Origin of the sequence: Paraburkholderia eburnea, from assembly GCF_002917095.1 — a bacterium.
Lineage (GTDB): Bacteria > Pseudomonadota > Gammaproteobacteria > Burkholderiales > Burkholderiaceae > Paraburkholderia > Paraburkholderia eburnea.
On sequence record NZ_PQGA01000007.1, the window covers coordinates 52563 to 75303 of the forward strand.

The following is a 22741-nucleotide window of genomic DNA, read 5'->3' on the forward strand; positions in this document are numbered from 1 at the left end:
AGGGCAACCACCGCGAACTGTAGCCCTAACATCGCGCGGCGGGGGGAATGTCCAGGTCATCCCCCATGCCAGATGCAGCGCACCATGCACAACCAGCCTGTCGGCCCTCCCGTCTCACAAGTGACTTGTAGAAATGGCTAATGAGCTGCCGTTAGCTTGTATCTTTTACAAGACACCTGTTTAATATGTCGGACCATTCCCACTGGGGAAACGTGGTGGAATAATGTTTGTGGGAGTGTGGGGAACGCCTGTTTCCCCCGCACATGGCCCGCAAAGGCTTGTGGCGTGGGATTCAGCGCCGTGGGGGACGAGTTATCCACGGACTTTGAACAATCCTTGACCACACCGGACGCCCGATCGTTCCACCGCGCGCCGTCAGCCGCAACATAAGGCAACGTTTTGGCACAGTGGCGCGCCGGTCTGCCAGCGCCCCGGGCCTTTATGCAGCATGGCGCTAGCCGCTTTTTAGCTTGCGCAAGGTCAACGGCCGCCGCACCGTGCTGCAGTCGGCTTACGAGATGCTGCTAACTTTCGCGCTCATTTTCAGCGCGCGCAAACCAGCGCGCCGTGCCCAGGACGTCATGCTTCGACTCACCCGCTTCGCCGCCTCGCCAGCCAAAGGCTCCCTCACGCCTCGCCGCCCCGGCCTGCCCGCCCGCATCGTATGCGCCGAAGGTCTGGCCGCGCAGGCCGTCACGCGTCACGGCGCCTGCGCACTCGATCTCGCGCGCACCGGCCCGCTGGCCACGGGCGCGTGGGTGCTGGCTTCGGACGGCGCGGCGCGCGCGGTCATCGACGCCGGGCACGCGCACGAAATCGACGCCGCGCTCGACCTGCTCGACGCCATCGCGCGCGGAGAACTCGACGCGATCCATGCACACGCTGGGCTGATCCGCTATTTCTCGGTTCTGCACCGCCAGGCCATCGCGAAATGAAACTCACCGACGACATCCGCCACCACGTCTTCGCACGCGGCCTGAACGCCCGCATCCATGCCGCCGCGGAGTTGCGCCGCCGCTATCGCCTGATGAGCTTTTGCCACAGCCACGCGCTGGCGATCGCGCGCCACGGTCTGGTCGCGATGCTGCCGCCGCAGATCGAGCTGATTCACGGGCCGGGCTGCCCCGAATGCGTGCTGCCCGCCAGCCGCATCGACCGCATGATCGATCTCGCGCGCACGCACGACGTCACGCTCTGCGTGAGCGATGCCATGCTGCGCGTGCCCGGCGCGCGCCACGCGAACCTGCTCGAAGCACGGATGGCGGGCGCGGACATCCAGGTGCCGGGCACGATCGGCGATGCGCTCGCGCTCGCATGCGCCCAGCCGCATCGCGAAATCGTCTATGTCGCCGCCGGCTTCGAGACCGCCGCGCCCGCGACAGCCGAAGCGCTGATAGACGCCCGCGCCCTCGGGTGCGCCAATTTCAACGTGCTCAGCGACCACGTGCTGACGCCCGCGGCCATGCGCCATCTGGTCGCCGACGATGGCATCGGCGAGCGTGTGCAGATCAATGGCTTCATCGCGCCTTCACACGTTAGCGAGGTCATCGGCGTGACGCCCTATCGTTCGATTTCGGGCGACTTCGTCAAACCGGTCGTGATCGCGGGCCCGCAGGCGATCGACGTGTTGCAGGCCGTGCTGATGCTCGTCGGGCAGATCAACGAATGCCGCGCCGATACCGAAAATCAGTACACGCGGGCCGTGACCGAAGCCGGCGACACGAACGCACAGAGGCTCATGGAGGAAGTGTTCGAAGTGCGCGAGTCGTTCGTCTGGCGCGGCCTTGGCGCGGTGCCGCGCAGTGCGCTGGCGCTGCGCAGCGCGTTCGCGCAATGGGATGCCGAGCGGCGCTATCCGCTTATGTGGGGTGAGAGCGCGACTGACAGCGCAGCGGCCGATGCACCGGCGCTCGCCGCACACGGGCACGCGAGCGCGATCTGCACGCCGTTCACGCCGCTGGGCGCGCGGCTCGCCGGGAACGTCGACATTCGCGTCAACGGATGCGTCGGGCGCGAGCACTTCGGCGCGCGAGCGTCCTGACGGCCGCTCGCGCGTCGCGTCACGGCGTCAGTTGCCCTGCGGCGGCGTGTACTGGGCCGGCGCACCGCCGCTCGAATCGGCGTCGTCGGGTGTCGGCGTCGGCGCCAGCGACGGCTCCTGTGACGGATACGGCGGCTGTTGCGACGACGGCTGCGCGGGCGCACCCTGTTGCGAGGCGCCCGACGGCCCGAGGATCGGCGGCATGTTCGACCCAGGCGGCGTGACGCCGTTGAGGATCGCCGACGCCGCAGCCGCCTCCGATGCCGCCGCGGGAGCCGTCGCTGGCGCAGCCGCCGCCGACGCCGACGCCGCCTGCACGCCGCTCGACGGTGGCACTTCAGCCGGTTCCGGCGCAGGCGCGCGCTTGATCGGCGTGGACGGGCGCGGCGCTTCGGCCTGCTTCGACGCGAACAGCGAATCCATCCATGTCTTCAGCCGGTCGCGGAACTGCTCGAAGGCGCCCGGCGTGACTTCGGTATCGAAGCGCGCGCGCGGATCGACGATGCGCGTGCGCAGCGCACGCTGGAAGAAGTCGCCGACGATCGGCAGTGCGCTGCGCGCACCCTGCCCCCAGTAATCGCTATTGAGCGTGACGCGGCCATCGTCGAAGCCCACCCACGCGCCCGCCACCAGTTGCGGGTCCATCAGGATGAACCAGCCGTCGGCGTTGTCCTGGGTCGTGCCGGTCTTGCCCGCCACATCGGCGCGAATGCCAAAGCGCGTGCGGATGCTCGAACCCGTTCCGCGATTCACGACGTCGCGCATCGTATCGAGCAGTGTGCGATCGACGTCAGCCGACAGCGCGCGCTCGGGCGAGGCGCTGCCGAATTCCGCGAGCACGTCGCCCTTGCTGTCCTCGATGCGCGTGACCATGCGCGGCTCCAGATAGACGCCGTCGTTGGCGATGGTGCTGTACGCGGAAACCATCTCCTTGAGCGTGACCGGACTCGTGCCGAGCGCGAGCGACGGCACCGCGTTGAGCTGGCTGTCGCGCACGCCCATCGCGCGCGCGAGACGCGCGACCTTGTCCGGGCCAACGGCCTGCATCACCTGCGCGGTGATGCGGTTGCGCGAGAACGCGAGTGCGTCGCGCAGCGTCATCGGCTTGTTGCTGGGCGGCACATCATCGTTGGGACGCCAGATTTCGCCGCCTTCGAGTGGCATTTCCACGGCCTGGTCGATGATCGTATCGGACGGCTTCGCGCCGTTGGCGAACGCCGCGCCATACACAAAGGCCTTGAACGTCGAGCCCGGCTGACGGCGCGCCTGCTGCACGTGATCGAACGGCTCGTCCTGGAAGTCGCGGCTGCCCACCCAGGCCTTGATCTGGCCGTCACGCGGATCGATCGCGATGAAACCCGCCTGCACATCGGTTTTTGCCTTGCACAGCCCGCGCATGAAATCGCGGTCGGCGGCGAGCTTTTTGAGCGCGTCCGCGTCGCTCGCGCCCGCGTCGTGCGCGGCCTTGTAATCGGGCGTCTCGCGCATGAAGCTCTTGAACAGATCGTTATCCGCCGAGCAGCCGTTGCGCCCGCTCCACGCACCGTTCGCGATGCCCTGCAGTTGATTGGCGTGCTGCTTGAGCGCAGCCGTGGCCATCGCCTGCAGACGCGAATCGATGGTTGTGCGCACCACCAGACCATCCGAATAGATGTTGTAGTCGTTGCGGTCGGCCCACGCGATCAGCCATTTGCGCAACTGCTGGGCGAAATGCGGCGCGGGGCCGGGCGGCTCGGTCTGACGCTCGAAGTCCAGACGCAGCGGCTTCTTCGCCAGCGTTGCGTACTGCGCCGGCGTGAGCTTGCCGTACTTCACCATCTGCGAAAGCACGGTATTGCGCCGCGCGAGCGCGCGCTCGGGATTAATCACCGGGTTGTAGTAGGCGTTGCCCTTGAGCATACCGGTGAGCGTCGCGGCCTGCAGCACCGTGAGCTGATCCGCCGACACGCCGAAGTAGGTGCGCGCCGCCATCTCGATGCCGAACGCGTTGTAGAGGAACGGCACCGTGTTCAGATAGGTTTCGAGAATCTGCGGCTTGCTGTACACGGCCTCGATCTTGAAGGCGGTGATCGCCTCCTTGATCTTGCGCGTGAGCGTGGGCGCGCGGCCGATCTCGTCGGGATACAGATTGCGCGCGAGCTGCTGCGTGATGGTCGAACCGCCCTGGCGATCGCCCGAGAACGTATGCAGCGCCGCGCCCGCCGTGCGCTTGAAGTCGATGCCGTGATGCTCGTAGAAGCGGTGATCCTCGGTCGAGATCAGCGCATCGACCATGTGCGGCGAGATCTGGGCGAGCGGCACCCATTCGCGGTTCGAGGGCTTGAATTCGGCAAGCACCTTGCCGTCCGCCGAAAGAATCTGCGCGGGTTGATCGACGCGCGCCTTGCGGATGTCGCCGATGCTGGGCGTAAACGGAATCAGCACCAGCACGTAAAGGACGATGGCCGCGGGCACCGCCGCGACGGCGGTCAGCACGCCGCGCCGGGTCGGATGGCGCAGATGATGGAGGCCCTGCGCGAGCCGCGGGCGCACGAGCGCGCAGACTCGCGACAACAGGGGCTTCAGGCGGGAGGACCACTTCGCGGCTTGGGCGCGGATGAACGACACGGAACGCTTCACGCGGGCAACAGGATGGCTGGCAAAGCGTGCATCGTACCAAAACTACGCGGGCCGACTTTCCGGGCGCCGACGCCGCTAAAGAATCAGCGATAGCGCAATCGACAACCACACTGCGCTCGCGCCCGCGACAAACGCGCGGCGCGCGAGCAGGAAACGCCGCTCGTCGCCAGGCGGCGCGGGCGAGGTGGCCAGCCAGGGCACGCTGCCCAGGCACGCGAAGCCCGCCAGCGCCAGCACCACGATCACGCGGTCGCCGACGCGCCACGGCGCCGGCTCGTGCAGGCCCCAGTAGCCGAGAAAGATCATGCCGATCGAAAACATCGTCGAGGCGGCTGAGCTGAGCGCCACGACCGAGCCGGTCGGAGATTGCATGGACTGTCTCCCCCGCGCGACGCGCGATGTGGGGACATTATCGGCGCGTGCGGCATGGGGGGCAACGCAAGGGCCACCCCGGGCCACCCCGGTTCAGGCGCTGGGGCGCACCATCTGGAACATCTCGCCGATCTGCGCGTAGTCGGCACGATAACCGGCGCGCATGATGGGCTGCGCGGCGTGGGTATCGAAGAGGCCGTCCTTCAGATATTCCTGGCGGATATGCACGCCGACCACCTGGCCAAGCGCAAGCCAGTTGTCCATGGGCGTGCCGTCGAGCGCGTTCAGGCGCACGATCTGCAACAGCTTGCATTCGAGGGCGGCGGGCGCTTCGGCGACGTGCGGGACCGCGACGTTGCGGCCCGGCGCGGGCGTGAGACCGGCGAGCGCGAATTCATCGACATCGGCGGCGACCGGCGCGGAGCTGCGGTTCATCTGCTCGGCGAGCGGGCGCGAGGCGAGATTCCAGACGAACTCGCCGGTGGCTTCGATATTGCTGATGCTGTCCTTGCGGCCTTCGCTGCAAAAGCCGATCACGGCGGGAAACGTGGCGAAGGCGCCGAAGAAGCTGTACGGCGCGAGGTTGAGCACGCCGTCCTGCGAACGGCTGGAGATCCAGCCGATCAGGCGCGGCGCGACGATGGCCTTGAAGGGATCGTGGCGCAGGCCGTGGCCGGCGGCGGGGTCATAGAAGTAGGTGTCGGACATGTCGGCTATGCGGATTTGTCGCTGATTTTATGCGGATTGATTGCAGATTGATTGCGGCTCACACTATGACATGGGGTGTGGAACTCTGCCGGAGCGCGGGTATCCCAGACGGGTCCCGTATCGCGCACGGTATACTTTCGCGTTCTTTCTTGTTCGTTTCAGCTTCAGTCAATACCAAGGATTCCCCCATGAGCACCCTTCCCGCCTGCCCCAAATGCAACTCCGAGTTTACCTACGAGGATGGCAACGCCTATGTCTGTCCAGAATGCGCGCATGAATGGTCGGCTCAGGCGGCCGAGCCGGCAGAAGCCGCGGCGAAGGTTTATCGCGATTCGGCCGGGAACGTCCTGCAGGACGGCGATACGGTGACGGTCATCAAGGACCTGAAGCTCAAAGGCTCGTCCGGCGTGGTCAAGATGGGCACCAAGGTGAAAAACATCCGGCTGGTGGACAGCGACCACGATATCGACTGCAAGATCGATGGCTTTGGCGCGATGAGTTTGAAAACGGAGTTCGTCAGGAAGGTTTGAGGGGCGTTTTTTTGGGCGGCGGTTATCCACAGTTTTTCTGGACAGCCTTGTGGGTAACGCCGGGAAATCTGCGCCAACTCACTGACGCGAAAGAACAAATCCTTAAGATCCGCGCGAAAGGCGCCCGACGGCGGCAAAAACTTTTCCACAGAAATTGTTCACAGCCCTGTTAATAACCGCTGCACGACCCACGCAAGTCCCTGTCCGCAAAGGAAAACCGCGCCCTGCATCGGCGCGGCGCCGCTCGACATAAAACTCAGCGGAAGTAAGCCTTGGTGTTCTCATGCACATCATCGCGCGCAAGCAACTCATCGGGCGCCAGCCACGCGTACTCGCTATGCTGCTCGGGCCGCCCGACACGGCGCGCATACTCCACCGCCATGATGTGCGCCAGCACGACATAGTGCGTCGGCACGCCCACGCAGCCCGCGAAGTTATCCGGGTAATGATGCTCGTAAAGCCCGTAAAACAATGCCTGCTTCCGCGCAATATCCGCCATGCCCAGTTCGGCCTCGACAATCCGCGTGAACGCCATATCGAGCGTCTCGCTCTTGCGAATACGCCCGCCCGGCACGAACCAGCTGCCGCGCGCGGGCCGGTTGCGACGATAGCCCACCAGCACGCGGCCCGCTTCATCGGTGACGATCAGGTCGATCGCCACCAGCGGCGTGAGCCGCACGGCGGACAAAAATTCGCCCTCGTCGAGCGCCGGCGAGCCATCGCTCCCGATCTCGGCACCGGACGCCCGCACCAGCGTGAGCGGCGCGGCGCTCATGCCACTTTCGCCCGCTGTGCGGCCGCCTCCGTCTCAAACGCCAGTTCTTCGAGGTAACGCTCGAAGCCCTCGCCCACTTCGGGATGGCGCAGCGCGAACTCGACGGTCGCCTTCAGATAGCCGATCTTGCTGCCGCAGTCGTAACGCTTGCCGCGAAAGCGATACGCCAGCACCTGTTCGCGCTCGAGCAGCGACAGGATCCCATCGGTGAGCTGGATTTCGCCGCCCGTGCCGGGGCTCAAGCGGTGCAGGTGTTCGAAGATACCCGGCGTGAACACGTAGCGCCCCACCACGCCCAGACGCGAGGGCGCGTCGGCCGGGTCCGGTTTTTCGACGATGCCGTTCATGCGGAAAATGCGGTCGTCCCACGCGCGACCGTCGATCACGCCATACGAGCGGCTTTCGTGCGGCTCGATCTGGTCGACGCCCACCACCGAGCACGCGTAATGGCCGAACACGTCGAGCATCTGCGAAAGCACGGGCGGCTGACCGTCGAGCAGATCGTCGGCGAGGATCACGGCGAACGGCTCCCCATCGACGATCTTTTCCGCGCACATCACCGCATGCCCGAGGCCGAGCGCTTCGGCCTGACGCACGAACAGGCAGGTCACGTGACGCGGCTTGATGCTCTGCACGACGCGCAGCAGTTCGGTTTTGCCGCGGCTCATGAGTTCGGCTTCGATTTCGTAGGACTTGTCGAAATGGTCTTCGATGGCGCGCTTGCTGCGCCCCGTCACGAAGATCATTTCCGTCACGCCCGCCGCCGCGGCTTCTTCCACGGCGTACTGGATCAAGGGCTTGTCCACGATCGGCAGCATTTCCTTCGGACTGGCCTTGGTGGCCGGAAGAAAGCGCGTACCTAGACCCGCGACCGGAAAAACCGCCTTGCGTATTGTGCGCATCGTTATTTCCTCGACGTAGTGGCGGGTGTCCCGTGGTTGCGGGTCGTGCCCCGTGATTCGAGCGTATGGGCACGCGCGCGGGCGCGCACGCCAATGCCTCGCCAGTGACGGCCACTGCATCGAAATCCCGCTTCGATTCATTCGCCAACGTGCGTCAGCGCACGCGCGCGCCACAACCCGCGCACCCATCCGGTGTTGATGTCGCACAACGCAGAGACCCTGGCGTACAACGGCGCATTGGCGCCTGTAGCATCGTTCGAACCATTCAGCCTTCGCGGACGGCCGCTTGCGTTCGCCTCGACATTCGCCACGATGAAGCCAGGGCTTAGCACTTTCCTCGATTTGTCGCGCTGGTTCGCCGCGTTGCTCGTGGTCGTCAATCACGCTCGCGCGCTCGTGCTCGCGGATTTCCCGGCATCGGCATCGGCGTCGTCCGGCGGAATGCCGATGCGCGCGCTGTACTGCTTTACGGGCCTCGGCCACGAAGCCGTAGTGATCTTCTTCGTCATCAGCGGCTTTCTCGTGGGCGGGTCCACGCTGCAACGCTGGCAGCAGCGCGGCCCCGATCTGCGCACCTATGCGTCCGCGCGCGCGAGCCGCATCTATACGACACTGGTGCCCGCGCTGATCGTCGGCATTGCGCTCGATAGCGCGGGCCTGCGCTGGTTCAACGCGAGCGGCATCTATACGACGATGCCCGAGCCGCCCATCGCGACGATCACTTATGTGATCGCCTCCGCGATGAATCTGCCTGCTTTCCTCGGCAATCTCTTCATGATGCAGGGCGTGCTGACGCAGACACTCGGCAGCAATGGCCCGCTCTGGAGTCTCGCCTGCGAATGGTGGTACTACTGCGTATTCGCGCTCGGCGCGTATGCGCTCACGAGCGCGAAAGGCCACCGTCTGGGATGGGCCACGGCGGCTTGCGCGCTGGCCGTGCTGCTGCCGTTCTCCGTCATGCTGTGGGGCGTCGTGTGGTTGATCGGAGTCCTGACGTTTCGATGGGTGCGTTCCGGCGCCTGGCGGCCTCACCCGCTCGTGGGCTTCGCGTTGTTCGCGCTCGCGCTGGCCGCCTCGCGCCTCACGCACGGCATGAGCGCCATCGAATCCCATCTGTTCGCCGCTTTCGCACGCGATTTCGTGCTTGGACTCGCCTACGCGACGGCGCTCGCGAGCGCGAGCCGTCTCGCGCACGGTCTGCCCTTTGCGGCGTGGCACCGGCAACTCGCCGAATTTTCGTACACCACCTATCTGTTCCATTTCCCGGCGCTGCTGCTGATTTGCGCAGCAGCGGCGCAAAGCTTCGGCCTGCATTTCGCGCAGCGGCCCGATGCGCGCGGTGTCGCCTTGTTGTTGGCGGCCATTGCGCTCGTCTATGCCTACTGCTACGCCGCGTCGCTGCTCACCGAGCGGTACACGCCGCGCGTGCGTCAAGCACTCGATGCGCTGTTGCGCACGCGCCCTGCCTTGCAGGTCGAGACATCGCGTTCCCCTGCATCCGAAGCCTGAAACGGCGGGTGGCCGGCGGAGCGCTCCAGGAGGGAAGAATATGTCGCCAGGCGCTTTGCGGTTTTTGCTCGCGACGCTCGTCGTGCTGTTTCACTACACCAGCTTCGGCATCGGCCACATGCCGGTTTATCTGTTCTTTGCGCTAAGCGGCTATTGGGTCTTCACGATGTGGCAGAACAAGTATTCAGCCACCCGAGAGCCTTATGCGACCTTCATCGCTTCACGCGCGTGGCGGCTCGCGCCTGTCTTTCTCCTTTGCAGTTTCGCCGCGCTCGCGGTGTCGTTTGGACTGCCGATTATCATTGCTCCCGCCACGCCGTTCACGCCGCCCGAATCCCTCGCTCTAGTATCGAGCCTCGTGATTCTCGGCTACAACACGGCGGGCGGTGCGCCACTCGTGCCGGCCTGGTCGCTCGATATCGAATTGCAGTTCTATCTGGTCGCGCCATTCGTGATCGCGCTGCTGCAACGGCGCGCGCTGCTTGCCGTCGTACTGTGCGCGGGTGTGAGCTTGGCGTCGTTCGCGCTCTTCTACGATCGTGCCTTTACGTCCTACCTGCCGTGGTTCCTCGCGGGCATGTTGGCCGCGCGCTATCCCGCGTTGCTGCCGCGCCGCCGCATCGCGCTCGCTTCGGGTGCGCTGACGGTTGCCGTGATCTTGCTGTTCGCCTGTGTGCCTGCGTTGCGCCCCGTTCTGTTTGGTGGCGCGCATCGCGGCGCGCTGTATCTCACGTGGAATCCGCTGTTTAATGCAGCGCTCGCGGCGGTGGCGCTGCCTTTCGCACTGGGCACGCTCGGTGTGCGCAGCGGCAAGTTCGATCGCCTGCTATCCGACGCTTCGTACTCGCTCTATCTCGTGCACTGGCTGCCGCTGCTCTACGTCACGCATTACGTTCCGCAGATCGCGGCGCTGCCGCACCTTTCGCGCGCGATTGCGACCCTGCCGCTCGTGCTGCTTTCCTATGCGGCGGCGTTTGCCATCACGATTTATGTGGATCGGCCTTGCAGCCGCGCACGCGAGCGCTTCGTGAAGGCTCGGCGCGCAACGCGCGAGCAGCCTGCCGCTACGACGCTCGCGCCTCGCAGCGCGCGTTGAGTGCTCGATCAACTTGTGCGTCAGGCGGATGTGCAGATCTCCGCGTTATTGACTCGCGGCATCCACGAATCGAAACTTGCCCCACAGGTTCGGCGTGAGTTCTGCCTCGCCGGGCAAATCGCTGACCAATCCCCCCGCCTTATTCGACCAGTAAGCACGTTGCAGCGTCTGAAAGCCGTTGCCGCGCAGCACGCCGATATCGCCGGACAGCGTGCGGCCAGCAGCGGCGTTGAGTCCTAGCACGCTCAACGGCACCGAAACCTTGTAGAGCACATCCTGCTGTCCACTTGCGTTCTGTTGACGCACGATCGACACGTCAACCTTGCCGCTCACCTCATCGACGCGATCGAAATGGATCGTGCGCAGCGGCGAGCCATATGTGACTGGCGCGAGGCCATCGGGGTCAGCAACCGGACGATAGAGCATCGCCTTGGTCATATCGTGTACGCGCGAGATCACGAGACGCTCATCGCCCTGCACGGCGTTGCTGCGATTCGGGTCGGCGTCGGCGTTCGCACCCAGCATGAGATCGATGCCGCCGCCCGTCGCGAAGAGGTTCTGCAGCGCCTCGCCGCTATTGTCGAGCAGCGCGGGCGTATCGGTCGTCACGGCAATATGGAGCCGGTCGCCGAATATCGCCAGCGCGGCCTTTGTTTCGCTATCCTGATGACCCCAATCACCCACCTGGACGGTGCGCGTGTCGATGTTCGCCCATTGTGTGGCCGAATCGGGCCAGTTCTGCGCACTCGCTTCCGTGTGAATCGTCACGTCGAGCACAGTATTGCCCACGCTCGCGCTGGCGACGCGCGCCGCAGACTCGCGGGCTTCGCGCTGCGCATCCACGAGTTGCTGTGCGCTTAACGTGATCTGCTGATCGGGCAAACGCCGCACGCCCTCCAGCCCGACGATCCGCAACAACGGCGCGGTGGATCCGGCCTGCATGTAGACGTTGCCGTCATCGGCGCGCACGATGGTCGGATGGAAGCACTCCGGGCCGAGACTCGTCGTCGCGAGGTCGAGTCCGCGCGTCGCTTCCGTCGGCGGCGGCGCGGTATCGAGGCGCGTGTCCTTGAACAGCGTCGCGACGAACAGGCCATCGGTCGTGAAGAGATAGACGCTGCCCTCGTTGCCGTTGATCGCCCACAATTGCCCCGCGTCAGAAGGTGCGGGCGCGTCGAACGGATTGCCGAGCACGCGCGTCGTGCCGATCAACTCGCCCGGCCTCGCCGGCACGGGCGCCGCGTGCGAGGCATGCAGTCCCGGCCACAAACTCGGATACGACCATGCAGCGCCTCCCGCGTTCATGCCCCTGACGCCTTGCGGCGCGAACGGCGCAGGCGGCGTCGTGAAGAGGGTCCAGCCATCGCGCGCCACAAGCACCTGCCCACCGCCCGTGCTCACGGGCGCCTGCACGTTCGTCGCGAGCGTTTTCACATGCGCGGTGTCATAGACCGGCACGCCGCGCACACCCAGCGATGTCGCGGGCACCACCACCGCCGAACTCCCCGCATAAGCAATCGCGAACGAAAGATCGTCGAGTACCGTGACATTGCCGAGCATGGCTGCATTGCCACGCGCTTCGCCTTGCGGTTGCCAGAACGTGACTTCGTCGGGCGTCATGCGGCCATCGCCGTTCGCGTCGCGCCAGAGGAATAGCAGCGCGCGATGTTGCGGATCGCTGCCGGTCGGCATGCGCGCGCGCATCGCGTCGGTGTTGAACGCGGGCAGCGGTTTGCCCGCACTGTCGAAGGTGCTGCCCGCCGCCGCGACCGGATGCGCGACGCCATCCGTGCCCAGATGCCAGACGATCGCGCTCGGCCTGCCCGTGACCTGGCCACTGTGCGCGTTCGTCAGATAACGCTCGCTGCCGCGATAAAGCGGATAGTCGGGCATACCGCCCGTATCGCTGCCGCTCAGGCCCAGATCGTCACCATCGGCGCGATAGGTGATCGCCGAAGGCACACCCGCGCCGTGCGTCCAGTCGAGCTTGAACTCGATGCCGCCCGCTTCGTCAGCGTAATAAAACCGCGTGCGATCGCGCGCATCGAGCGTGCCGCCGCCGCCGTAACGCGGCGGCCCATAGAAGGCGTTCAAGAGACGACCGCTCGCCGCGTCCCATACGCTCACGCGCTTGGGCGTCTTGTCGTTTTCGGCGACCCAGAGATGCCCGCTGCCATCGAGCGAAATACCGGCCGGATGATTCATGTGCTGCGGATCATAAAGTCCCGCTGCGGGCACACCCGCATGGCCGATTGCGCGCAGCGGCTTGCCTGCCGCATCGAATACCTTGACTTGATGGCTCTTGCCCCAATCGCTCACATAGATCGCACCGCCTGAGTCGATGCAAAGCGCTTGCGGATCTTCAAGTGCCGTCGCGACGACCGTTTGCGGCGACGAAACATGCAATTGCCCGCTGCCGTCGAGATTCGTATCGAGGCGCACCACACGCGTGCCCGAAAGCGCCAGCAAATGCCCCTGCGCATCGAACGCAAGGCCACGCGGGTTAGCGAGCGGCACGCGCTGCACCACGCGATGCCGCCCGACATCGACGAAAAGCAATTGATTCAGCGCGCGCAACGACACGACGACAAGACCATCGTGCGCCGCGAGTCCGGACACCGCCGCGTAACGCTCGGGATAAGGATCGTCGGCGGATGGCTTGACCGTATCGGGCGGCTCGTCGATCCGATACGCGGGCGTGATTACGGGCGTATCCTCGCCCGTTCCCAGGCGCGCATCGGCAGGCGCTTTAAGTTGCGCGCCCGCCGTCATGAGCGCGTTCAGGCGTAGCTCGCTGTAGTGATCGCCGGGCTGATCGCCGCGCCACGACGTAGCCGCATAGGCATAGACGCCCGGCGTGGCATGCGCGCCCGTATCGCGCGCGAGCTGCGTCGCGCCGGTCCACACGCCGCCCATCCACGTCTGGCCCCAGCGCTTTTTGCCCCGCATATCGAGCCACGCAAGACCACTGCCGCCTTCGGTCACATAGCTGCCCACGAGCATCGCGCCATCGGAGCCTGTATGCGCGGAACCAACTGTGCCGCCCGGCACGAACAGGACTGCCGACGGTGCGGCATGATTCGCCAGCCACTCGCTGTCACGCTGCGCCGTCTTCCATGGCGGGCGTCCTGGATCGTAGGGGTTGAATTCGTAAAGCGCCTTCAATGCAGGCCTTACAAGCCCGCGCACGCGATACGTGCCAGGCGCAACGAGGCGCCCCGGAATGCGATATTGGCCGTGCGCGGCGGCATCGGGATCGCGGCCCAGATCGTCTAGGCCATCCCACCAGGCCGTGTTATCGCCCGCAGGAAAGGGCGTTTCGCTGATGAGATTGCGCACGCGGCGGCCATCCGTCGTCTCGATCACAAGCGTCACATAGCCCGGCTGCGCAAGCGAAAAATGAATGCCGATGGGTGGATGATCGCTTGTAGCGGCGGTTGCGACAGCTTTCGGATCGGCATCGCTCGCTACGCTCACCGCACTCGCCGCCTGCACCACAGCCGAGGACCGCATCATATCGAGCGCGACCCACACAGCGTAGCTCAACGCGATCGCTGCGCATACGGCCAGGCTCCAGCGCGCGATCCGTCTGCGCGCCGCCGCTTGTTCGCCATGTCGCGTGCGCCGCCGTTGCTTCATTTGAAGAGCCGCCGATAGCGCGTGCTGCCATCGAGTTGATCGCGACGCCGCCCTATCGCACGCGCGGACACGCCCGCAACGATTGCATACGGTTCGACTGAAGCCGCCACTACTGCGCCCTCGCCCACCGCGAAGACCTGCCACACGAAATGCGAGGGCACGCAGTTCGCGAGAAAGTTATTGATGTAGAGAAGCAGTCCGCCGATGACGGTCTTCATCCTTCCATCCTGGAGAAATGGAGTATGGCCGACGCCAGATAAACCGCGATCGACACCACCGGACTAATCGAAGAAAAGATCACGACACGCGCAATCGAATCGATCGGCATGAACGCGAGCAGCACCGCCTGAAACACCAGCGTCACGACCACCTGAATCCATGAAGACGCGATCCACGCGCGCGACATATTGAGCGAGAAAAGCAGTGCCTCGATCACATAGAGGGCGGCCGAGCCGAGAATCATCAGCAATTCGCCATGCAGCCCCGCATACTGGCCACCGAGCACGGACAGCACCGCGCCAGGAAAAAGCCACACTACGCAGAGAAATGCGGCAATCAGCGCCAAGAACGCCGATACCGCCAGCACATATTTGCGCTGCATGTCGGCCTTGTCTTTCAACACGGCGTAACGCGGCATGATGATGCTGGAGAACACCGACTGCGCGACCATCAACAGCGCGGAAATACGCCCCAGCGCGCCCAGTTGCGCAACCTGCGTGGCGCTTCCGAAATACCCGAGCAACAGCACATTGAGCTGGCCTTGAATGCAAAAATAAATCGACGCCGGCGCCTGACGTCGCGCGACTTTCGAGAACTCCGCGCGAGCTTCGTCGAGTGGGAATTGCGCGTCCTGATCGGTGGTGTCATAGCGGTGGCGAATCGTCCACGCCTGCCAGGCCGTCGCAGCCAGCGCCGCGCACAGCGCCGTGAGTGTGTTGGCAGAAACGAGCAGCGCGCTCAGCAAAACCAGCCGCAATGCGGCACCGGCAATCGTGATTTGCTGGAGCGACTTGAGGTTCTGTTCGAGCTTAGGCAGCACCGAAAGCAGGCTGAAATTCAACTGGAAAAACGTCACTGCCACCACGCAAGCCATGATCGCGGCGGCCCACGCCCATGAGGCCTGCGATTTCATCAGCAGGAAAAATCCTGCGGCGAATACCACCGAGCCGAACAGCGTGAAGAACTTCGCGCGCGCCTCGTAAGCCACCGTGAAGAGCCGGTTGACCTTGGGACGATCGGGCCACAGCCGTCCCGCAAGACTCATGAGCGCCGCGCTCACGCCCATGTCGCTCAGCACGATGCCCGCTCCGAGCATCGTGATGGCGATCGTGTACCACGCGTACTCGTGCACCGTGAGCGCACGCACGACCCAGATACCGCCGATAAAATTGAGGCCCTGCACCACGGCCTCGCGCGAGAGAAACTTCGCGACAAAGACCGGCAATCCGCCGGATTTACGCGGTGCGCGTGGGACGACAGCATCGTCGGACAGGTAGTGCGTGTCGCCAGGCGTCTCGCTGCGTGGAGTGCTCATCGTGACCGTCGTTCCCGGAAAGGGTTTGGTTTGCAGACCGACGCTGCCTATAATCGATGCGGTCGGCTTCGGATTCATTCGATCAACGTCTTGCTTCCATTCATTCGGACTACGATGAAACATTCGATTCCATGGATTGTGTTCTGCACAGGCTGCGCCGTCATGCTGGCCTGCCAGCAGGCTAATGCCACGGCAGGCGACAGTCCGGCTCAAGCCGGCGCCACCGCAGCACCGGCGCTCGCGGCTTCGTCGTCTAGCGATAGCGGGCGCGCAACCGAAGACGCCTCGCGCGCGAACGAGCAACAATTGCTGGGTCTGCCGCGCGTACCGAAAGACACCAATCCGGGCGTTGCGGGAGACGACGGCACGGCATCCACCACGCGCGTCGCGCTGCGCCGCCCGACGTCAACGCGCGTCGTCTCGACCGCGAAGCGTGTCGAAGTCTTCGCCAATCCCTACCCCGCCTCCATCTACCCCGCCGGCGCCGACAACGCGGTGTACAAGAGCCCGTGGTAAGCGGGCTTCCTCACTGAGCCTTCGGCACACGCCGCCGCACGGGTTGGCAGGGATGACCGAAGCACACCATGCCTTCGGGCATGTCCGCGAACACGCTGCTGCGCGCACCCACAATCGCCCCCCGCCCGATCGTCACGCCCGGACCCACGAAGACATCCGAGGCCACCCACGCTTCATCGGCCACGCGAATATCGCGCGCGCGAATCGGAAAGTTTTCGAGCGTGGCGTCGTGGTCGCCCGCGCAGAGATAGCAGCCTTGCGAAACTACCGCGTGATCGCCCACTACGATTTCACCCAGGCTGTAAAGCACGGCATGATCGCCAATCCAGGCGTAATCGCCAATGTTCACTTTCCACGGATAGGTAATCGTCACCGAAGGCCGAATCACCGTATTACGCCCCACGCTCGCGCCAAAGCGGCGCAGCAGCCACGCCCGAAATCCATAAGCGAATTGCGGCGAGGGCTTGAACAACAGTGCCTGAGCGATCCACCAACACTGCACGAACCATTTCGAGCGGCCGCGAAAGCCCGCAGGCACGCTGAATTGCGAGAGATCCTGATACATGGCGCGCTCCAAGGATTTCAGGCGAAGCGCTCGACGGCGTCGATCAGACCATGCGCCATGGCCTTCACCGTGAAGTGCGATTCGTAGAGCGATTGCGCACACACCTTCATGCGCTCCTTGTCGCCCAACTTCAGACGCAGCCAGCGGTCGAGGCTATGCTCAACCCCATCCACGGTGTCGTCGCTCACGAAACCCGCCTGGTTTTCCAGCACTTCGCGCCAGATGTTGACCTTGTTCGTGATGAGCACGGGCAACTGGCACGCCAGCGCTTCAGCGATCACAATGCCGAAATTCTCCTGATGCGAAGGCAGCACGAACACATCGCTCGCATAGAACGCGGCCCATTTGTCGTCGCCTTCGAGCATACCTGTCCACGTGATGCGCTCGCTCAAGCCCAACTCGCTCGCGCGGGCGCGCAAGCGCTCGCCGAGGTTGCCGCTCTCGGGACCGGCCACGACGAGTTGCCAGTCCGGATGCTCCTGCGCGCGACGTGCGAAAGCCTCGATCAGCAGATCGCAGCCCTTCTTCGGATGCACGCGGCTAAGGAACAACATGAGCCGTTTGCCGCGCAATGTCGGATGCCGGGCGAAAAACGCATCGCGCAGCGATTCGCCTTGCGCGGGCGGGCTTGCCGTTCCGCACGGCACGATATGCTCCTTCGCACGGTAGAGCCAGAACGAATCACGGGACAGCAGGCGTTCCTCTTCGCTGGTGAACAGTACGGCGCTGGCATCGCGCAGCAAGCGATATTCGGACCACGGCCAATAGAGCCACTTCTTCAGATGCTTGAGCGGATAGGTACGCTTGAACCACGGATCGAGCATGCCGTGCGTAAACACGAAATACGGCACGCGCGAGCGGCGCAACGCGCGCCACGCGCCAAAGCTGTGGTACTGCCACAGCCCGTTGACGATGACCGCGTCGTAGCGCTGCGCGTTGGCGCGCAGCCACGGCACGAGGCGCGAGTTGTAGCGGTAATGCCCCGCCGAAGGACCAATCGCGTGTACCGGCAGCGAAAACTCAGCAACATGAGCCTCGCCAGGATCGTCGAGCGACAGCACATCGACCGTATGACCCGCCGCACAGAGCCACGCGCCCGACTGGCGCACCGCTTCCACCGTGCCGCCAAGCTCAGGATTCGTCGAAGGCAGGATATGCAATATTTTCATGCGTGAGTCCCTATGGATTCCTCATGAGTGACGACAGGCTTTGCATCCAGGCCCACCGTGGCGATGAGCTTGCGCGTCATCTCGTCGATGCTGAAGCGCGACGCGTTGTCGAGCCCCGCCAGCGTCATGCGCTCGAAGTTCGCGCGGGCCACCAGTTCCGCCGCACGCGCAGAATCCGCTGGATCGAAATAGACCGCCGCCGCGCCCCCCACTTCCGGCAGCGGATCGATGCCGGAGGCAAAGACCGGGCAACCGCATGCCTGCGCCTCGATCACCGGCCAACCAAAGCCCTCGTTCAGCGATGGAAAGATCATCGCCTGCGCGCCCGAGTAAAGCGCGACGAGCAGCGAGTGCGAAGCGTCCTCGACGGTGTGCACGCGTGCTGCGAAGCCGCCCGTCGCGATCACCTCGCGCATCGCCGCATCGGGTGGAGGTCCGACAAAGACCAGTTGCGCAGCGGCGAAACGCGGCATGCGCTGCAAATGCGCAAAGATGCGCGTGACAGCCACGCGGTTTTTGCGCGGATGACCGGAGCCGACGTGCAGAAAATAAGGACGCGTGCCCAGCGCGCCGTAGCCGTTCGCGTCGAGCACGGCGCGCCAGTCGGGATCGGGGTGGAACGCGCTATGCAACGCATTGCGCACAACCGATGTGCGCTGCGCGAGATCCTCACGCAGGTCCAACAGATGCATGCGCGTCAAATCCGACACGCAGACAATGCGCCGGGCGCGCGCCATGCCGTGAAAGTTCAGCGCCTGCAGTACCTTGCCCGTGAAGCCCGTATGCCAGCCATCGACAAGTCCGCGCGCGGCCTGAATCGCGATCACGTCATGACAGGTGATGCTGCTGCGCTCGCGCGGCAACCCAAACAAATACAGACCATTCGAGTGATCGCAGACATGCGTGCGGTCGAAGCGGCGCGCGGCGCGCGCGAGCGAGAGCGGAAAAATCACGAACTTGTCGATATAGCCGATCCACTTCGCCAGCCCCGACACCGATGCATTCGCGCGCAGCAATCGCAACAACACCGGGCGCGGCGCCGTGAGTTCCACCTCCACGCCCGCAGCGCGCAGTCCGCCCAGCAGCATCTGCGCGTAGGCCTGCATGCTCTTCTGGCCATCGGCGGGATAATTGCCTACCAGCAGCACTTTCATGAGCGCGCTCCCCAGTGCAGCATCGGATCGTTGACGGGCGACGTCACAGGCAACGCTCGTGTCGAACACAGCGCGAGACCCAGCGCGATATAGCCGAATGCGTTCGCACTCACCTGCCCGCTCACTGGCCACGACGACATCCCGTAAGCGGTGGTCGCCCACATAAGAAGCGGCAATGTCTCGCTGAAACGCACGAGCCGCACCAGGCTGCGCGATATGCCCACCGCGAAGATCACGCACTTGACGAGCAGCCACGCGAAGCCCACTACGCCCATTTCCAGCAGCACGCGCGCGGGTTCCGACTCCGCAAGCTCGAAGGCGTTCTCGCCCGTCAGCAGCACCGATCCCGCATTGGTGCCCGCGCCCAGGCCGTGGCCGACGAACGTCATCTCCTTGCGCGCGGCCGGCTCGCCGAGCAATTCGGTTTCGATCCGGCCCATCACGTCTTCGTCGGCGGCCGCGGTCTGAAAACGCTCCTGGGTGGCAACGAGCGCGTCGCTGAAAAGCCCGAGCGTGAGCGCAAGCGCAACCACGGCGAGCACCGTGCGCGCAATCGACTGCATCAGCACCTTGCCGGTCTTCGCCGCACCGAATCCCGCGAGCGTCTGCATGGCGAGCAGCGCGCCAAAGAACATGATCGACGCGCGCGAACCGCTCACCAGCGTCGATATCGCCACGGCAATGAACGCCACCACCGCGAGCCACGCATACCGATACAGACGGATGCCATTCCACGCCGTGCTGATCGCAAGCGGCGATACGACGGCGATAAAGCACGCAAAACCCATCGTGAAGGTGAAGGTGCCGCTCACTCGCACGATATCGGCGCTCACGCGAAAAATCGCGTCCTCTTCGGTATCGGGCTGCACATTGAGCGGCGACGACGGCGGCAGGAAATGCTGGAGCATCACGAGCGGCGTCATCACGATGCCCAGCGCGATCATGAGACGCATCACGCGCACGACTTCCAGGCTCGTGAGCGTGCAGGCCATCGCCAGCGCCATCCAGAAGTACAGCAGCCAGAAGCGCAGGCCGAGCAGGAACAGCACGATCGGCCCTTGCAGCACGACGATCTGGAACAGCCCCCAGCCCGCCACCACGAATGTCCAGGCCAGCAGGCATTGGGCGGCGAACGGCATCGCCGCGAAGCGCCCGTGCAACGCCGCACGCATCACCAGCGCGAACGCAGCCGCGTCGCGGCACAGCAGCAGCGGGCTTGTGAGACTGGGCGCCATCCACTTACGCACAGCGCCTTCAAACACCGTCACCAGAATCACGGTCAGCACAAGCAGAAAATCGAAACGCACTGGATCGCGCTCGATGGGTGCTGCGAAAGACGTGGAAAATCGCATCGTCTACTCCAGCGTTTCGGCGATCAGGTCCGCGACGCGTTCGCGGTACGCGCGCCACGTGAAATAGCGCGAAGCCGCAAGCGCGCTTTGCGACGCGTCGCGTATCGAGCGGCGGTCCGCCACTTTCTCGCGCATCGATCGATAGATCGCCTCCTCGGTCGGCTCGATCACCCAGCCGCTATCGGGAAACCGCGTGATGACCTCACGCGCGCCCGTCATCGTCGAAACAATCGCCGGCGTGCCGGTCGCCATCGCCTCCACCACGACCATGCCGAAAGCGTCGAAGCGCGACGGCAGCAGCAAGCAATCGGCATCGGCAAACAAGGCGTAAAGCTCTTTCTGCGGCACGCCCGCGAGGCATCGCACGTGCGGCACCTGGCGCGCGAGCGTGAGCCATTGCGGCTCTTCGCTGCCGCCCACGAGCGTCAGATCGGCACAATGACCGTCGGCGTTCAGGCGCGCGAACGCATCGAGAATCAGATCGATCGACTTGCGCGAAGACAGCGTGCCCGCAAAGATGAACTGCACGGGCCGCGCCGTATCGGGGCGCCGCGCGACACCCGCGGGAAGCTCGGCGCCCAGTAAAACCGAGCGCACCTTGCGTTCGTCCACGCCCGCGCGCAGATATGATTCGCGCGCCATGTCCGAGCAGGTGATGACGAGATCGGCCAGTTGCACCTCTTCATCCTTGCGGCGATTGATCTCGTCGATATAGCCATTCGAGGGCACGTCGATCAGGCGCTTCGCGTCTTCGTGATGCAGCGAAGGCGCGTCGAGAATACAAGTCGCGCCCACTTCGCGCGCAGCCTTGAACGTATGCCACGCCGAGTTCTCGTAACCCACGACGGCGGCGGGCTTCAACGCGCGCACCTGCTGCGCGACCCACCAGTCGAACCAGTGAAACACGCGATGCGTGTAGTCGTGACGCGTGGGCGCGGTGCGCGCAAGCAAGCGCGCGCGCAACAACATCTGCCACCACACGGGATGGCGACGCAACGCCTGCGGAACAGCCGTCCCGCGTATTTTCTTGCGCCATTGCGCGGGCATATAGGCGGGCGCCTTGTCGTCCGCGCATTGCACGGGCACGCCGGACCAGAAGGTCTGCAGCATTCCGCGCTCGTAAAGCCCCCACGCCAGCTGATGCGAATGCTGCAAGCCCGGATGAAAGACCGCGACCGTCTTGCCGCGCTGCTCCGCGCGTATCGCTGCACCGTTCATGACGTGATCTCCACGATCTTTTCGATGAGTTGAGCGCTGCGCGCGTGCTCCGCAAATACGCGTGCGCCGATGGCCGCCGAGGTGGTATCGAGCGCGTCGCCCGCGTCGCGAAACGCGTTGCGGGTGAGGAAATGGCGCTCCGGCAGCGGATAGTGCATGGGCACGGGATAGTTGCCCACGCCGTCGAAAATCGACACGGGCGCGACGCCGTGGCATGCGTACGCCGCATAGACACCGGACTTCGACGCCTGACCCCAGGGCGTGTTGAAAAAGCCCCATTTTGCGCGCATCAAACGTTGCGAGATCGCTTCGGAAGGCAACGGCCCCGTCGCTTCGAAAGGCCAGGGCATGAGCGCCTGCGCGACGGCGTCGAGCCATGCGCCGCCGCTGCCGATGTCGATCACGCGCTCGATATGGCCGCGGCCCAATTGCTCCGCAAGTGCGGGCAATGCTTCGCGATAAATCTCTTCACGCGTGCGCGCGGAGCCGAACACCACCGCCACGTCCTCACGCTCGCGCCATGCGTTCACGGCCTCTGGCTCGCCCACGTTCGAAAACGTGGGCGCGTACATCGCGCGTTCGCCCATGCGCTCGACGCCCCACGTATAGGCCCAATCGGTGTTGAAGAACGCGTAGTCGGCCAGTTCCGCAACGCGCTCGCAGATACGCCGCTGCATCGGCGCAAGCCAGTACGCGCTCGACAGCCCGCGCGCGACCAGTACCCAGAGTTCGTGAAAGTAGACGACCACTTTCACGCCCCGCGCGCGCGCCGCATCGACGAATGCGGGTAGCCAGAGCGGCACGCCCTTGCGACTGAAACCGTAGATCGACAATTGCAGGATCCAGACGTCGCCGGGCACGACGGGTACGCTGCTCACGGCGGCGCGATTGGGCACCGCGTAACGCTGCGCGTCTAGCTTGCGCTCCCGCAATAGCCGCACGAGCACGCCCGAGTGGTCCGACACGCCGCAACCGTGCTCCTTGATCTCGGGTTGAACGATGCGAAAGCTGGTCATAGCGGCACGGTCCTCGCGTTCGACAT

At 64.7% G+C, this 22741-nt stretch carries 20 protein-coding genes; 6 read left to right on the plus strand and 14 right to left on the minus strand.

The genetic code is table 11. The features are described 5' to 3' along the window. The first annotated feature begins 470 nt into the window (after positions 1-470). Together B0G62_RS31665 and hypD are read left to right on the plus strand one after the other, a co-directional pair. Positions 471-935, plus strand: coding sequence for a hypothetical protein (locus B0G62_RS31665; RefSeq protein ID WP_167401259.1), 465 nt, complete (start codon positions 471-473; stop codon positions 933-935). Further along, positions 932-2041, plus strand: a complete 1110-nt coding sequence (gene hypD, locus B0G62_RS15025) for a hydrogenase formation protein HypD (RefSeq protein ID WP_167401260.1) — start codon at positions 932-934, stop codon at positions 2039-2041. The genes B0G62_RS31665 and hypD overlap by 4 nt, the downstream gene beginning before the upstream one ends. A 27-nt stretch (positions 2042-2068) precedes the next feature. On the opposite strand, the gene B0G62_RS15030 is transcribed toward hypD, so the two are convergent. From B0G62_RS15030 to B0G62_RS15040, 3 genes are all read right to left on the minus strand, one after another. Next, on the minus strand, positions 2069-4639 hold the full coding sequence (locus tag B0G62_RS15030; RefSeq protein ID WP_407671177.1) for a penicillin-binding protein 1A: 2571 nt from the start codon (positions 4637-4639) through the stop codon (positions 2069-2071). 96 nt (positions 4640-4735) lie between these two features. Then, on the minus strand, positions 4736-5032 hold the full coding sequence (locus B0G62_RS15035; protein ID WP_103705008.1) for a hypothetical protein: 297 nt from the start codon (positions 5030-5032) through the stop codon (positions 4736-4738). Between the two features lie 93 nt (positions 5033-5125). Beyond that, positions 5126-5740 (minus strand): flavin reductase family protein, encoded by a 615-nt coding sequence (locus B0G62_RS15040; protein WP_103705009.1) that lies wholly within the window; start codon positions 5738-5740, stop codon positions 5126-5128. A 188-nt stretch (positions 5741-5928) separates the two neighbouring features. Here B0G62_RS15040 and B0G62_RS15045 point away from each other — a divergent pair, with 188 nt between their 5' ends. After that, positions 5929-6270, plus strand: a complete 342-nt coding sequence (locus B0G62_RS15045) for a zinc ribbon domain-containing protein YjdM (RefSeq protein ID WP_103705010.1) — start codon at positions 5929-5931, stop codon at positions 6268-6270. 256 nt (positions 6271-6526) lie between these two features. Here B0G62_RS15045 and B0G62_RS15050 read toward each other — a convergent pair whose 3' ends face one another. Both B0G62_RS15050 and galU read right to left on the minus strand, forming a co-directional pair. Further along, positions 6527-7045 carry a GDP-mannose mannosyl hydrolase gene (locus tag B0G62_RS15050; protein WP_103705011.1) on the minus strand — a complete coding sequence of 173 codons (519 nt, stop codon included), beginning with the start codon at positions 7043-7045 and terminating at the stop codon, positions 6527-6529. Next, positions 7042-7947 (minus strand): UTP--glucose-1-phosphate uridylyltransferase GalU, encoded by a 906-nt coding sequence (galU, locus tag B0G62_RS15055; RefSeq protein WP_103705012.1) that lies wholly within the window; start codon positions 7945-7947, stop codon positions 7042-7044. Before galU ends, B0G62_RS15050 begins: the two co-directional genes overlap by 4 nt. A 312-nt stretch (positions 7948-8259) precedes the next feature. On the opposite strand from galU, the gene B0G62_RS15060 reads away from it, so the two are divergent. Both B0G62_RS15060 and B0G62_RS15065 read left to right on the plus strand, forming a co-directional pair. Beyond that, positions 8260-9456, plus strand: coding sequence for an acyltransferase family protein (locus tag B0G62_RS15060; RefSeq protein WP_167401261.1), 1197 nt, complete (start codon positions 8260-8262; stop codon positions 9454-9456). A gap of 40 nt (positions 9457-9496) precedes the next feature. Then, positions 9497-10552 carry an acyltransferase family protein gene (locus tag B0G62_RS15065; RefSeq protein WP_167401262.1) on the plus strand — a complete coding sequence of 352 codons (1056 nt, stop codon included), beginning with the start codon at positions 9497-9499 and terminating at the stop codon, positions 10550-10552. 45 nt (positions 10553-10597) lie between these two features. Here B0G62_RS15065 and B0G62_RS15070 read toward each other — a convergent pair whose 3' ends face one another. The 3 genes from B0G62_RS15070 to B0G62_RS15080 all read right to left on the minus strand — a co-directional run bounded on the left by B0G62_RS15070 (position 10598) and on the right by B0G62_RS15080 (position 15725). Next, the gene (locus B0G62_RS15070) at positions 10598-14098 is read right to left on the minus strand and encodes a hypothetical protein (protein ID WP_167401263.1); all 3501 of its coding nucleotides are present in this window, start codon (positions 14096-14098) and stop codon (positions 10598-10600) included. An 89-nt stretch (positions 14099-14187) separates the two neighbouring features. After that, a complete protein-coding gene (locus B0G62_RS31920) occupies positions 14188-14409 on the minus strand; it encodes a hypothetical protein (RefSeq protein WP_208624230.1) in 222 nt (73 codons plus the stop codon). Further along, the gene (locus B0G62_RS15080) at positions 14406-15725 is read right to left on the minus strand and encodes a lipopolysaccharide biosynthesis protein (protein WP_146055293.1); all 1320 of its coding nucleotides are present in this window, start codon (positions 15723-15725) and stop codon (positions 14406-14408) included. Before B0G62_RS15080 ends, B0G62_RS31920 begins: the two co-directional genes overlap by 4 nt. Positions 15726-15839: 114 nt before the next feature. On the opposite strand from B0G62_RS15080, the gene B0G62_RS15085 reads away from it, so the two are divergent. Then, positions 15840-16241, plus strand: coding sequence for a hypothetical protein (locus tag B0G62_RS15085; protein WP_146055294.1), 402 nt, complete (start codon positions 15840-15842; stop codon positions 16239-16241). A gap of 10 nt (positions 16242-16251) precedes the next feature. On the opposite strand, the gene B0G62_RS15090 is transcribed toward B0G62_RS15085, so the two are convergent. Genes B0G62_RS15090 through B0G62_RS31680 form a run of 6 tightly spaced genes read right to left on the minus strand, consistent with a single transcriptional unit; the run spans position 16252 to position 22715 of the window. Beyond that, positions 16252-16806, minus strand: a complete 555-nt coding sequence (locus tag B0G62_RS15090) for a putative colanic acid biosynthesis acetyltransferase (RefSeq protein WP_103705018.1) — start codon at positions 16804-16806, stop codon at positions 16252-16254. Between the two features lie 17 nt (positions 16807-16823). Beyond that, the gene (locus B0G62_RS15095; RefSeq protein WP_103705019.1) at positions 16824-17975 is read right to left on the minus strand and encodes a glycosyltransferase; all 1152 of its coding nucleotides are present in this window, start codon (positions 17973-17975) and stop codon (positions 16824-16826) included. Further along, complete coding sequence (locus B0G62_RS31670; RefSeq protein ID WP_167401264.1) at positions 17972-19129, minus strand: glycosyltransferase family 4 protein; 1158 nt, start codon at positions 19127-19129, stop codon at positions 17972-17974. The genes B0G62_RS15095 and B0G62_RS31670 overlap by 4 nt, the downstream gene beginning before the upstream one ends. Beyond that, entirely contained in the window at positions 19126-20481 is a 1356-nt protein-coding gene (locus B0G62_RS31675) for a hypothetical protein (protein WP_167401265.1), read from the minus strand. The genes B0G62_RS31670 and B0G62_RS31675 overlap by 4 nt, the downstream gene beginning before the upstream one ends. A 3-nt stretch (positions 20482-20484) precedes the next feature. Beyond that, a complete protein-coding gene (locus B0G62_RS15105) occupies positions 20485-21699 on the minus strand; it encodes a glycosyltransferase family 4 protein (protein WP_167401266.1) in 1215 nt (404 codons plus the stop codon). Further along, positions 21696-22715, minus strand: a complete 1020-nt coding sequence (locus B0G62_RS31680; protein ID WP_167401267.1) for a hypothetical protein — start codon at positions 22713-22715, stop codon at positions 21696-21698. Before B0G62_RS31680 ends, B0G62_RS15105 begins: the two co-directional genes overlap by 4 nt. Positions 22716-22741: the final 26 nt, after the last annotated feature.